Origin of the sequence: Halanaeroarchaeum sp. HSR-CO, from assembly GCF_024972755.1 — an archaeon.
GTDB lineage: Archaea > Halobacteriota > Halobacteria > Halobacteriales > Halobacteriaceae > Halanaeroarchaeum.
On sequence record NZ_CP087724.1, the window covers coordinates 710,776 to 722,880 of the forward strand.

Consider the following 12,105-nt stretch of genomic DNA (forward strand, 5'->3'; position numbering starts at 1 on the left):
CCAGGTGATTTTCCCCGCGGGCGAGTTGTTCGTCGATCATTGAGGCACCACACTCCCAAACCATCGGGGTGAGTCGGGGTGAGTGCTGAATAGAACGTCCCCCTCAGCACCACAGGATATGCATTTGTAACCTTCCACCGCGCTCGCGTCAGTCGAGACATGTTCTACGAGCTCGACATTGCCGCCGCACTCGTCGCAATTCCATCTCTCCGAGACTTCCCCATCGGATTTACCGCTCATCGATCCACCTGGAGATCGAGGATGACCCGCCCGTCCGAGTAGATCGTGACGAAGACCTGGTGATCGGCGACGCCCTGCTCGTCGAGGAGACCGAGATCCCGCATGGTGCGACGGGGAAGGGACAGCCCCGGATCGTCGTGGCCGAGATCACGGAGATCCCGGTGATGAGCGTACATGACTTCTCGTTCGGCGGATTGCGCCTGCGCCATGCTCCCACCAACTCGAAATCGATACAAAACCGATATGAACGGGAGTCTCACCCAACGGAAAGACTAGTTTTTTCCGCCATTCAACCGCGACCGGTCCATTTCCCGAGGTGTCGGCCGTCTACGACGGCCGGAACCCGCCATGTACCCGAACACTCTTTCGGCGGCTGACGGTCCTGGAGTGGTCTGTTTGTGAGCGAGCCCGACGAGCTCCCGGAGCTCGAAGGGATCGACGCGAGCGATGAATTTCGCAGGTACGTTTTCGAGCTCCGCCAGACCTGGAAACCGCGCTCTGACTACGGTGATTCTCGGCCGGAAAACGAGGAATCCGAAGAACCTACTATGTCCACGAACTCGACGAGCGACAGCACCGACAGCGAAACCACCATGATGACCCGGCGTGCGGCGATGAAGACCGGGGCAACCGCGGTCGCGACGGCAGCGACGATCGGCGTGGGGGCCGGCACGGTCGGCGCATCGAGTGCCCTCGACGTCGACGGCGAGTACGTCCAGGCTCCGTTTCTCCGCGGATCCGTCACGGTGGCGACCCACGAACCGGAGTTCAACCCGCTCCAGTTCGTCAACGACAGCGGCGAACCGTCGTCCCTGGCGGACTACGGTGCGGAAATCGCACCCCGCGAGGACGACGAGACGCCGCACAACCCGGTTACACTGACTGCCGCTCACTTCGACGCGGCGGACTACTACGCCTTCCCCCGCGAGGAACAGTACGACGAGAGCGGGGATGGCGACGCCGAGACGGACGTAACGGCGCTCGACCCGACTCACTGGACGGTCGACGAGTCGGGATCGGCCGGCACCATGACCGTCGCGGAGACCACGAGCCCGGCGGACGGCCCTGGCCTCCAGGTGTCCACGTCGAGTCAGACGTCGGGCGACGTCGCGATCGCGTCTTTCGACAGCTCTTACCTGGAGATCACGAGCGGCGAAGATCGAAAGTTGCTCCAATTGGTGCTCGACGCGAATACGGTTGAGGCGGGCGTGACCGTCGCATTCCGAGTTACCGACGAGGACGGCGACACTCGTGAGGCAGTGATCGACCCGGCGGGCGACGATACGAACGCCGATGTCATCGCGACGGCGACGGCGAGCGGGCTGGTCTATCAGGTGCCGATGGGCGAGCTCCCGATCACGGCGAACGGCGACGGCACGTTCAACAACCTCCAGGAGCTCGAAATCGAGATCGCCGACGCGAATGCGGACGTCTCGATCTACGGCCTGAACCTCGAACGGGAGAGCGAGTGGGTGTACGGCGTCGAGGAGTACACCAACAGCGACGACGAGCTGGACACTCAGGAGATCACGGAGCCAAGCGGTTCCTTCTCGATCACGGGCCTCGATACGATCGCGTCACCGCTCGACGCCGCGAAGATCGCCGACGTCGAGTACGACGTCGAGCTGGTCGCGAGCAAGCTGCCCGAGGACATGCTGGAGTACGAGTGGAAGGAAGCCGAGCGCTACGATCACCCCTACCGCTTCCAGGCAGTCTACAACTTCGAGGCGATCACGGCCTACGATCTCTCCTGGACGCTCGCCGGTCTCTACGACGAAGTGCTGTTCCCGTCGACGCGGTTCGTCGAGGCGGGGATCGTCACCGGACAGAGTGAGGCAGTCGCCCTCGCCGACGTCCAGGACGACGAGGTGACGCTGACCAGCCGGACGGACACGTACGCAAACGCAGCGATCGACGAGGAGGTCGAGCTGGCGACGGCGATTCAGGCCGGCGATTTCGACTCGGTGTTCGTCGACATTCTGTACACGGAAGACGAGCAGTCGGCGGCCGAGTCGACGGCTGCGGCAGCCGGCCCGATCGGCGGTTCCTCCGGTGGCTGGACGGACTACCTGTTCAGCCTCCCGGGCATGGCGATCAGCGCGGTCGTCGGCTACCTGGGTCTGGTGAAAGCTGGCGTGATCGGGGCGACGAGGTGATCGTCGATGGCCGAAGATGACTGGATCGCCCGCGCGTCAGATAAGAGCCCGTCGGGAGCCACCAAACAGGGCATCTCGGCGCTGATCCTGGCGTTTTTCGGGATCGTTATCTCGCTGGGCGAGTCCTTCGCCGACGGGCTCGCGAAGGTCCTGGGCGTCCTATCGGACTTTCGCGATCTGGTCGCGACGTTCTTCACGTCGCCCGAGGTGATCCTGACCCAGACGGCCCAGTATTCAGCCGACTCGCTGACGGTCGGCGACTGGGCGTTTTTCGGGCCGGGCACCTGGGCAGTGGGAGTCGCATCGATCGCGCTGGGATTCTGGGTCTGGACGCTGCTGGACCCGAAGATACCGTTCATCGACAAACTGCTTCCGTGGAGGTAACTCGCGTGAGCGATGGCACCGATCGGGAGGTGATTCGCGGTGGTCGATACTGAACAGTACGTCGACGGTTCGACGATCAAGTGGGGCGCACTCGCCGCGACACTGGTATCCTCGTACCTGCTGGCGGTGTTCAACGGGCTCGCCGACCTGCTGTGGGCGCTGCTGTCGATCCCCGGCAGACTGCTCGAGGACCTGCTGACCTGGATCGCCGGGATGTTCGGTCTGGCGTTCAGTGCTCCAGAGCACTCGATCGAGACGGCCTGGACGATCGCGGCGGAGACGTTCCCGATCGCCGGCCCGTTCGACTACGCGATCGGCGTCGCCGTGGTCGCGGTGTTCTTCATCGCGGTGAACTGGCTGTTCGGCCGGGTGAGGGAGGGGCTGTGATGGGTCGTGAGGATGCCTCTCCGCTGACCGGCGGTGACGATGACTCGATCACGATCTCGTCGGGAGCGATGGAGTTCCTCAAAGATCCGCGCTCCTGGCTGGCGACGGTGGTGGTCGGCTGGGTCCTGGACCTGTGGGGATCGATCCTGGGCTACGTCGACGCGGGCTATGCGACCCTCTCGACGATCCCGAAGGTAGCCATCTACGACCCGATAACGGCGGCCTTCGGAGCGCCAGGAACGGCCATCCAAGACGCCTGGATCGAGGTGGGGACGATCGCGGCTGACGTCGCCGAACCAGCTGGGGTGTTCGCCCCGATCGTCGTGGTCGGCATCTGGCTGATCCCGGCGATCCTGGGAGCGACGGTGCTGTACTTCCTGTGGGGCGTCCTGGACACCTACCTGCCGCTGAGTGCGCTGCCGGGCACCGGAGGGAGACGATGAACCAGAAAGACACGCTGCTGGGCGGTGGTGCGGTTGGGCTACTGCTCGATGCGACGCTGAACAGTTTCGACCTGCTCCTGGGGAGCTTCGATCTGCTCCTCGGAAGTGTCGATCTGCTGTATCCGATGGTGATCGTCGGGAGTCGGATCGCACCCGCTCTGGACTGGCTGGACGAATCGCTGATGACCGACCTGATGTTGGTGGTAGCGTCGCTGTACCTGCTGCACCTGACACTACGACTCAAACGGAGATACACGAATGAGAGACGCTAAAACGGACGGTACGAATGGACTCCGGCTCTCGAAGCCGGCAGCAAGACATGGAGGTGTGCGATGGTAAGCCGGTGGTCACTGAGTGCGCTGGTGTTCGTCGGGACGATCCTGGTTGGATCGTCGACGATCGGCCTGGGACTGACGCTGCTGATCCCGATCGCGGCGGTGCTCGCGGTGGTGGCGCTGCTGGCGGACTCCGCCGCTCGACGCGAAGACGTCAACCCGACGGGCTACGCGGGCTCGACGGCGAGTCTCATCCAGGCAGCGGGCGTCGTACTCGGGGCGTGGGCGATCTACGCCTACGTTGAGAACCCGATCGAGCTGGTGACGTCGAAGTGGTGGATCTTCCCGCTGGCGGTAATCGGGCTGTTCACGTACTGGTACGTCCAGCACCGCCGGCAGGTAGCGTCCTCGTCGACGGCGATCAATCGCACCCAGCGGACGGCTAACCGGACGGTATCGAGCTGGGCCGAACTCATCACGGGCGTCGGTGTGCTGTTCTTGACAGCGGGATTCGCGGTAATCTCGGGCGTGCTCGACGCCTTCGCGCCCTTCGCGGGCGAACTCAGCTACCTGGGAACGGTGTTCCTGGGCTACGTGAGCCTCGGCGGTGAATGGGGCGGTCAGATAGCTGCCATCGTGCCATCGTTCACGCCGGTCCAGTGGGTCGGCGTGACGCTGTTCCTCGGGGGCACGGCGCTGTACATTCAATCTCAGGCATGAGGACAGGAACGTTCATCAAAGCGATCCTCGCGGCCGTGGTAGTGACGTCGCTGCTGGCGGTGCCAGTGGCGGCGCAGGACACCGCTGAGGAACCCGAGGCGTCGAACACGACCGATGGGGACTACACGCTGGAGGAACTTCGACGCGGGGGCACCACGGCCCCGAACAGCCCCGATTCGGTGCGGACACTTGACGGGCGGATGTACTGGGCGATCCACTGGCCGGCGGATAAGATGCTGGCGAACCCCGGCGATCCCAACGATGACGACTGGACATTCCTGTCCAGTGGGGAGACGGTCCAGCGGAACTCGGTGTATCTGCGGACCATCCTGCTCGACGAGGCCGCCGAGGACGTGACGGTAAAGGTGGCGTACTACCGGGAGGGAACCCGGCAGGTCGAACGGGCGAACTCGACGGTCACAGAGTCCTACGTGGACGATCTGGTCGTCGATTCCCACGACCTGACCTTTCAGACAGGGTGGGCGATGCAGGAGATCGACCTTCGGCGCTCGGACGAACCCAGAAAGGTGACGATGTGGGTTGAGGGCCACGAGGACACGCTTCGATGGACGTTCGAGCACGAATCAGTCGCAACGAGTCAGACGGCGGGGATCAACACGAAAGGCGACTACCTGTTACAGGCGTCGCTCGACTTCGTGCTGCCGGTCGTGATCGGCGTCTTCCTCCTCGGCGGGCTGGTGGCCTGGGCACTCCGCCGCGCCGGCAAGGGACCGGGCTGGGGCTACCTAAAGTGGGCGTTCGTGCTCACGATCAGCTCGGCGCTGATCCTGGGAACGCAGTTCTCGGATACGACGGATTTGCTGGTGAACGCACCGCGGATCCTGGCGGTCCTGGTGGTCGCGATCGTCGCGATCGTGATGCTGGAGACCTACACCACGAACGTCTCGCACACGGCGTTCTTCCGGCCGGTGCTGGGCGCTGCAACGTCGCCGAGTGGCGAGGATGCGGTGGACATCATCGACCTGGAGGAACGCGAGGAGAAGACGGTGCAGATGCCGGATGGATCGACGGCAGTGGTCCGAGATGGCCTGATCCCGTTCCTGTCGCGGATCTTCGGCGGGGCGGCTCGACTTGAGCGCTCCGAGGAGCTGAAAACCAAACTGGAGGTGACGGACTCGCCGATCGACGAGATGATCTGGGTTCACCCGGATGCTGACGAGATCCTGGACTACGAGCCGGAGGGGTGGACGCTCTCGATCCCGACGGCGGAGACGCGAAGCGACTGGATCGGCCTCGCGATCGGCGGGGCAACTATTCTGGCGTTCACTCAACTGGTCTCGGGAGCCTACGGCGGCGGTGTGGGCTTCCTGGCGTTCCTGTTCGCGATGGGCGTGGCGGTCGTCAGACCCCGAGACGGGCACGCCCGCGTCGAGCCGGCACCGGCCCACTTGCGATCGGCCTGGGCCGGGATGCTGTATCTCAACATCGAAGCGGAGGACGCGGACACGATCGAGGACGCCCGGGATACGATCGTGTCCCTCCAGGCCCGCTCGGAGAAAGACGTCCAGGAAGCGCTCCAGGAACAGGATTCCACGCTGATCGAGGAGATGTTTTCCGAGGACGTCGACCGGAGCGGGGAATCCCTCGTCGAGCCGATCGACGACGACCAGGAGGATGATCGCGATGAGTGACGACGAGGTACACCAGTCGCGACGGCCGGCCCTCCGAAAGCTCCGCGTCGATGTCCAGGAGATGCGCGAAGACCTGGAGGCTGGCTTTGCTTCCCGGTCGGCGGTACTCCGGTGGTTGCAGTCGCTGACGGTTCGCACCCGGGGCGAGATCCCCCAGCGCCGGTATCACCAGATCGCCGCGGAGTTTCCACCGACGCCCGGCCACGATACCGGATCCTTCCTGATGGCGCTCCTGGGTGACGAGACGGAGACGGATCACGACTCCCTCGACGTTCGCCGATACTTCTGGGCCTGGTCGGTGCTGCCGGCGTTCCACCGGGCGCTCCGCGAGCTCCGGAAGGACGCGGGTGAGTATATCGGCGAGTCGAAGGAGAGCCAGGAGGTCTCGCAGATGCGGTATATCGCGATGCGGCCGGCGATCGACGAACTCGATACGGATCAGTCGGCGGTACTCGATCAGTTCCTCGACGGCTTCGAGGAACCGGCGGACGTGCTCGGGTGGGGTGAGCGCTTGCAGTTGGCGACCCACGGCGAGCCGGTCCAGCCGGATTTGCCTGGTGGGTTCGCGACGCGGCTGTACACGGAGGGAGTCATCACCGACCGACTGCCGGAAACGTCGAACACGGCGCTGCTGACTCGCGATGACCCGACGCACACACGGGCTCGGGAGTGGCTGGCGGCGAAGCTGTTGCTCCCGGCGTTCAACCGCGGGGTTCGCGACCTGGCCGGGCGGACGGCCGAGGAAGCGGATGTGATGAGCTCGGGGACGGGCGCACCGCCGACCTGGGGGGGTTCAGCATGAGCGTGATCGCGTCGCGGGCGGATACCCAGGAGGAGATCCGCCAGCAGCTCCGAAAGATCACGGAGCCGCACACGACGTCGGCGCAGGCACTCGGCGATCCGACGGCGCAGAACCACAACGACGGCGAGTACCTGCACAAACACTTCTCGATCCCGCCGCTGCACAAGTACCTCGCGAAGGCCGACCGCCACGAATCGGCGGTCGCCCGGTTCCCGCGAGCGTTCGTGGATCCGATCGTCTACACGACTGATCGCGATCTCCAGTTGCTCGAACAGCTGGTCGGCGACGTCGACTACGATTTCCGGGATCCCCACCCCTCACACGAGGCGCTGGAGCGGTACACGCAGCCGAGAGCGAAGATCCTGGAGTGGATCGCTGACGACCCCGCACGGCTTCGAGAGGTGCGTGCCGTCAAAGGGACGGACCTGTTCATGCACGGCGAGCCGGGCGGCGGGAAGACGACACTCGGTCTCTCGGTGGCGCTGTGGCGGATGCAGGCGAACAACGAGACGGTGATCTGGGCAGAGTCCGTCGACGAGTCAGGGACGAACGAGCGGACTGAATGGCTGGCGTTCGCCCCGTTCGCGACGGTCGCCGTTCCCGAAGGCATGGACACCCGGGTTCGGATCGTCCCCGAGGACGTCTCGGTGGATAGCTTCGACGTCGAGCTGGAGGACGTCGCCCGGGACGTGATCCGGTACGAGTCGATCCAGGATCTCATGTCGAAGCTGCTGCCGGGCCAGTTCTACGTGGTGTACCCAGATCCGCTTCACCGCGGCGCTGAGGCGGTTTCGAAGTTCAACTACTACAACTACCGTGAGGTGACGCCGAAGGGCGAGGACGGCCCGGACGAGCCGACGGACGCCGATCAGTGGTGGTTCGCCTTCACGGCGCATCGAATCTCGGGCGACGTCTTCGTCCACCCGACGTTCATCAACCTGGACGAGACGGGAAACATCCTCGACGCGGACGCGGCGAAAGACGCCCATCAGCACTACGAGAAGATCCGCTGGTTCAGGGACAAGTACGCCGACGCCCGGAAGAAGGGCGTTTCCTTCGGGTATCAGGCGCACGCCCTCTCGGAGGTGCACAAATTCGCTCGACAAAAAATTCGCTGGCGAGTGACGATGCCGGGCAACTCCCCGCCGATCGGTCGGAAGCTGCCGGGCGACCGGCGGTGCCCGATCGAGACGGACCTGACGAGCAACATGCAGGCTGGTCAGGCGGTGGTGTGGAAGGCACCGTACTTTGCAGAGATCAGGTGGCCGAACCTGAAACGAAACGTGACCCTCGACGCAGAGGTCTCGATCGACTTTCTCGATTGGCAACGCGCGACGGGGGAGGTCGCATGAGACGAAACAACGACGATCACATGAGAGCTCGAAAAAGAAAAAAATCGAACGGCGATCAGTTGCATCGAGGGTCGGGTTCAGACCGGCGAAACAGCGGTTTCGGAGCGATCGGATCGACGGCTCCACGCGCGCGTAACCTCAGATACTACATGCGGGGGTGCCCCCCTGCGTACGCGAGAGCGCGGCCAGGAGCGAGCGAGATCCAGGAGGTTCGTCGATGAAGGGTCGAGCGATCACGCTGTCGGCGCTGCTGGTGCTGTCGATGATCGGCGGCGTGGTGGCGATCTCGGGAACGGCCGCAGCTGGGCCACCCGGATTCGTCACGACTGGCTCGGGCGTCTCGGACGAAACGGTCGATCCGTCGAACCCGCCGAAAGACAAGCTGCCCGAACAGGCGCAGGGCAATCCCGGCGGCGATACCGGCGATACTGGTCCGCCGGGCCAGACCGGTCCGCCAGGCAACTCCGGCCAGGGCGGTCCGCCAGCACACGCCCTGGAGAAGATGCCGGATCACGCTCGCGAGAACGTGATGGCCTCTCGTTCGACGATGGAGATTCAGTGGGGATCGACGTCGAGCGGGAGCCCGGCACTGGTCGTGACTGACGACCAGGTGAGCGAATCGGGCGAGGTCGCTATCCCGGTCGAAGCCTTCGAGGAGACGATGGGCGGCGTGCCGCTGACGGCTCGTGGCGTTCACGAGTCGGGCGAGCGCTGGACTGCGGAGATCGAGCAGTCAGACGGCTATGCCACCTTCGAGATCCCGCACTTCTCGACGAACACAGTCACGTTCTCGGGAACGGTGCAGATCGGGGATACGATGGTCGATGGCTCGACGATCAGCTATGATCTGAACTCCCTCGACGCCGCGAGTGATCCAACGATACAGTTGACGGGCAAAACAAACACCGAGCAACTCTCGAAGACCTATTCGCTCTTAGATGGGGGGAGTCAATCGTTCACGGTCGGAGGCAATCAGCCAACCGACCTAACGCTGGAATTGACCGGGACAGAATACAGTCGGACGGAGGAAAACAGCACAGGGATGTATGTCAATCACGACATGTATGACAGTTTAGTAGACGAGACAAAAACTGGCGTGATGTATGAGGCTACCGAGTCGGAGACCTATGAAGCGGCGATTGATTGGTATATATCTATTGAACAATCCGGCCAAGGGGATACATTCATTGACGCAAAGGTCTATTATCGGACCTACGACGCCTCTGCGGATTCTTACTCGTCATGGACGGAAATAAAACACCTTAGCGACAATACTTTAGACGCCGGGGGCTCAAGGAGCGGGACGTACACGACCTCCCTAGATCTCGACGCGGGCGATCGGGTTGAGGGGAAGTCTGAGGTCTATTACGGCGACGGTGGAGACGACTATAATTGGGGAAAGGCGAAGGTCGGCCCGAGTAATTACACGGTCACAAACCCATCGGGCGAGGTGTCGGGTTCTATCGCTGGCGAGGCATACAGTAGTCCCACCCTCTCGGTCGGTGAGACGTGGAATACGACGGTCTCGGGGGTCTCCACGGGCGATCACTCGATAGATGCTTCATCCTCAAATGGCGGGAGTGTCGATGTGAATATTGAAGGGACCGAGAAGACACAAACGCAAGACCCCGGCGTGGAACTTAACGGGCAGACGGTCTCGCACTCGGGGACGCTCGCGGATGGAGAGACCACTACGCTCACGCTGAATCAGTCGGCCCTCCAGGAGGGGACGAACACGGTCAACGTCTCGATGCCGTCGCTCTCCGCTGATGCTCCAGCGATGCAGGTGGGCGTCGATTACTCCCACGACGCGATGGACGACCAGAACGTCTCCTACGAGGCCGAGAAGTTCAGCGAGCGCTACGAGGTATCGAAAACGTACGCGAGCGATCGCGGGGACCCGACGCTGACGCTACCGTTCGCCGATGAAGCTGTCTCGATCCGCCAGGCCGAGTACCGGATCAACGGCGGCGATTGGCAAACGACGGATAACTGGGTCGTCTCGAACACGACGGGAACGATCCACCTGCCGGACGCAGCTGCGGGCGACACCTACGAGGTACGGGCGAACGCCTCGAAGGTGGCCGTCGATAACGGCGCCATTCGCGTGCTGGAAGCGACGGCGACGGCTGACTCGCTGGACTCGAAGATCGAGATCACCGAACACCGCCCGGACTTCTCGCTCGACGTCTCCGGCATCGACGACGAGCGGATGGTCTACGCGGCCGATCAGTCCTGGGGCGAACCCGACTCCCACGTCCTGATCGACGCGAACGGCAACCAGAAACTCCGACTCCCGGAGGCTGGGCCGGGCTCGACGACGCACATCCGAGACCTGCCGATGTGGGCGACGACCGAGAACGACGTCGAGATCTCGATCGAGGACGGTTCGGTTCCCCGTTTCGAGGTGCGCCCCGGCAGCACTGAGGGCGATGCCGTCGAGATCGAGTACCGCGACACGGTGAGCGGGCAGGCGTACGCGCTCCAGAAACCGGACGCGAGCGATCCGACGGCGGTGGACACGGCGGAAAGCCCGGTCTACTTCTCGACGATCGACTCGCTCGCCACCTACGAGATCGTGGAAACGACCCTCGACGGTGGTGCGACACAGCCCATCGGCCCGATCGAATCCGACTCGGGATCGCCGTCGCCGATCCTGCTGCTGGTCGGGATCGTCGGTGCACTCGGTGGCCTGCTGTTGATCGCCCGCGGTCTCGGAGGGTCGAGCCGGACGGGAAGATCGTCGAGCCGGTCGCTGTCCTTCCGTGGCTACTCGCTGTCGCTGCCGTCGCTCCCGTCGCTGCCGACGTCGAGCCGGACGGAACAGACGTCGCGACTGGTCGTGATCGGTGGCATGGTCATCATCGGGATCGTCGCTCTGGAGCTGGCGACGCCCGACTCGCTGTATCAGACGGCACTCACGGCGGCGGCCATGTCGGCGTCGGCCCTCCAGGAGCTCCTTACGATCGCGATGGGTGTGGGTGCGCTGCTGGGAATCTGGCTCCTGGACCAGCGGACGGCCGAGTCGATCCCGCGCTGGCTGATGGGCGTGGCCGCAGTCGTCACGGTGGTCTACATGCTGGAAACGATCCAGCCGGGCGTGCTCCTGGGACCAGCCTCGGAAGGCTTCGAAACGATCTCGCCGCTGTTCTGGTTGGTGCTGCTCGGCGGCGGATCCTACTTCGTGTACGGCTACATCCAGGCAAAACGTGCGCCGGATACGACGGTCACACTCGACTTAGGTGATCGGCGGTGATCGCCGAGCTCCTGGAGTCGGTCGGCGTCAATCCGGGGACGTGGCTGTTCCTGTTCGTGATCGCGTGGTATCTGTTCCGCGGTGCGCAGGCGGGTCGAAGGGCTACATCGGTCCTGGGACGAGCCGTCACCTACTCGGTGCTGATCCTGGTGAGCTTCGGCGCTGCGGCGGCACTCGGATACGCCGATCTCTCGCCGGGGGCGTTCCTCGCCGACGTCCATGCAGCGGGCTCCTGGCTGCTCGACGAGGGAATCGCTCGCGTCGAGTCGGTGGTCTCGGGAGTGTTCGGTGGATGACTAGCACCCAGCTCTCCCTCGCGGCGGTCGCCGATCAGGACCCTCGACGCCGAGCGTAACTCGCTGAGATTTCTCCATTCGCGCGATTTGCTCGAAACTCACATATCCCGGGTATAGCGGATCGCTCGAAGCCGAATAGGAT

At 63.8% G+C, this 12,105-nt stretch carries 12 protein-coding genes; 11 read left to right on the forward strand and 1 reads right to left on the reverse strand.

From position 1 onward, the window contains the following. Positions 1-236: 236 nt before the first annotated feature. A complete protein-coding gene (locus tag HSRCO_RS03705) occupies positions 237-449 on the reverse strand; it encodes a hypothetical protein (RefSeq protein ID WP_259519060.1) in 213 nt (70 codons plus the stop codon). Between the two features lie 189 nt (positions 450-638). Between HSRCO_RS03705 and HSRCO_RS03710 the strand changes: the two genes are divergently transcribed. The 11 genes from HSRCO_RS03710 (at position 639) to HSRCO_RS03760 (ending at position 11,963) form a co-directional block, all read left to right on the forward strand. Further along, a complete protein-coding gene (locus HSRCO_RS03710; protein ID WP_259519061.1) occupies positions 639-2,396 on the forward strand; it encodes a hypothetical protein in 1,758 nt (585 codons plus the stop codon). Between the two features lie 6 nt (positions 2,397-2,402). Next, the gene (locus tag HSRCO_RS03715) at positions 2,403-2,780 is read left to right on the forward strand and encodes a hypothetical protein (RefSeq protein ID WP_259519062.1); all 378 of its coding nucleotides are present in this window, start codon (positions 2,403-2,405) and stop codon (positions 2,778-2,780) included. 39 nt (positions 2,781-2,819) lie between these two features. Next, entirely contained in the window at positions 2,820-3,167 is a 348-nt protein-coding gene (locus HSRCO_RS03720; protein WP_259519063.1) for a hypothetical protein, read from the forward strand. Beyond that, on the forward strand, positions 3,167-3,610 hold the full coding sequence (locus HSRCO_RS03725) for a hypothetical protein (protein ID WP_259519065.1): 444 nt from the start codon (positions 3,167-3,169) through the stop codon (positions 3,608-3,610). Before HSRCO_RS03720 ends, HSRCO_RS03725 begins: the two co-directional genes overlap by 1 nt. After that, positions 3,607-3,882 (forward strand): hypothetical protein, encoded by a 276-nt coding sequence (locus HSRCO_RS03730; protein WP_259519067.1) that lies wholly within the window; start codon positions 3,607-3,609, stop codon positions 3,880-3,882. Before HSRCO_RS03725 ends, HSRCO_RS03730 begins: the two co-directional genes overlap by 4 nt. Positions 3,883-3,942: 60 nt before the next feature. Further along, positions 3,943-4,605 carry a hypothetical protein gene (locus tag HSRCO_RS03735; protein ID WP_259519068.1) on the forward strand — a complete coding sequence of 221 codons (663 nt, stop codon included), beginning with the start codon at positions 3,943-3,945 and terminating at the stop codon, positions 4,603-4,605. Further along, a complete protein-coding gene (locus HSRCO_RS03740; protein ID WP_259519069.1) occupies positions 4,602-6,257 on the forward strand; it encodes a hypothetical protein in 1,656 nt (551 codons plus the stop codon). The genes HSRCO_RS03735 and HSRCO_RS03740 overlap by 4 nt, the downstream gene beginning before the upstream one ends. Next, positions 6,250-7,059: a hypothetical protein gene (locus HSRCO_RS03745; RefSeq protein ID WP_259519070.1), complete on the forward strand. Its 810-nt coding sequence runs from the start codon at positions 6,250-6,252 to the stop codon at positions 7,057-7,059. The genes HSRCO_RS03740 and HSRCO_RS03745 overlap by 8 nt, the downstream gene beginning before the upstream one ends. Continuing rightward, the gene (locus tag HSRCO_RS03750; protein ID WP_259519071.1) at positions 7,056-8,411 is read left to right on the forward strand and encodes a hypothetical protein; all 1,356 of its coding nucleotides are present in this window, start codon (positions 7,056-7,058) and stop codon (positions 8,409-8,411) included. Before HSRCO_RS03745 ends, HSRCO_RS03750 begins: the two co-directional genes overlap by 4 nt. A gap of 217 nt (positions 8,412-8,628) precedes the next feature. Beyond that, positions 8,629-11,667: a surface glycoprotein gene (locus HSRCO_RS03755; protein ID WP_259519073.1), complete on the forward strand. Its 3,039-nt coding sequence runs from the start codon at positions 8,629-8,631 to the stop codon at positions 11,665-11,667. After that, positions 11,664-11,963, forward strand: coding sequence for a hypothetical protein (locus tag HSRCO_RS03760; RefSeq protein ID WP_259519074.1), 300 nt, complete (start codon positions 11,664-11,666; stop codon positions 11,961-11,963). Before HSRCO_RS03755 ends, HSRCO_RS03760 begins: the two co-directional genes overlap by 4 nt. The last annotated feature ends 142 nt before the right edge of the window (positions 11,964-12,105 follow it).